Below are 664 nucleotides of genomic sequence, written 5' to 3'. Positions count from 1 at the left end.
GGGGAGCAAGTCGCTGCTATCACTGAGCGAGCCATGCGCGGAGAATTGGATTTCGAGGCTGCCTTACGGGAGAGGGTTTCACTTTTGGCGGGACTTCCGGAAACTATCTTTTCTCAAATAGCTGATAAGATTCATTTCACACCTGGCGCTAAAAAATTAGTAGATGAGCTGCATGCGCGGGGCTACAAGGTTGGCTTGGTTTCAGGTGGTTTTCATGAAACGGTGGATAGACTGGCTGAAGAGCTAGGAATTGACTATGTAAAGGCCAATCGCTTAGAAATCAAGAATGGCTTGCTTACAGGTCATGTGTTGGGAGACATTGTTAGCAAAGATACTAAAGTTCAGATGCTGAAAGAATGGGCTCAAGAAAACAATTTGGAATTAAATCAAACCATTGCAATGGGGGATGGCGCCAATGATTTGCCTATGATTCAAACGGCAGGCATTGGAATTGCTTTTAATGCCAAGCCAATTGTAAGAGAGCAAGCGCCCTATCAAATCAATGTTTATGACCTCTACCAAGTAATGGATATTTTGGATGGGAAGGAAAAATAGGAGGCATTATGCATATCTTGTTAGCACCAGATTCTTTTAAGGAAAGTTTGTCTGCTGTTCAAGTAGCAGAAGCCTTGAAAGAAGGTTTTTCCCAAGCCTTGCCAGAGGC

At 43.8% G+C, this 664-nt stretch carries 2 protein-coding genes; both read left to right on the top strand.

Going from position 1 to position 664, the window contains the following annotated elements; translation table 11 throughout:
- On the top strand, positions 1 to 555 hold a 555-nt coding region (gene serB / locus D8792_RS11125), incomplete at its 5' end, for a phosphoserine phosphatase SerB (RefSeq protein WP_125374018.1).
- An 8-nt stretch (positions 556 to 563) separates the two neighbouring features.
- Positions 564 to 664, top strand: a 101-nt coding sequence (locus tag D8792_RS11120; protein WP_142999410.1) for a glycerate kinase, incomplete at its 3' end; no start/stop codon positions are given.

Origin of the sequence: Streptococcus cristatus (genome assembly GCF_003943505.1) — a bacterium.
Classification (GTDB): domain Bacteria; phylum Bacillota; class Bacilli; order Lactobacillales; family Streptococcaceae; genus Streptococcus; species Streptococcus cristatus_E.
This window is presented reverse-complemented; position numbering and strand designations above follow the sequence as displayed.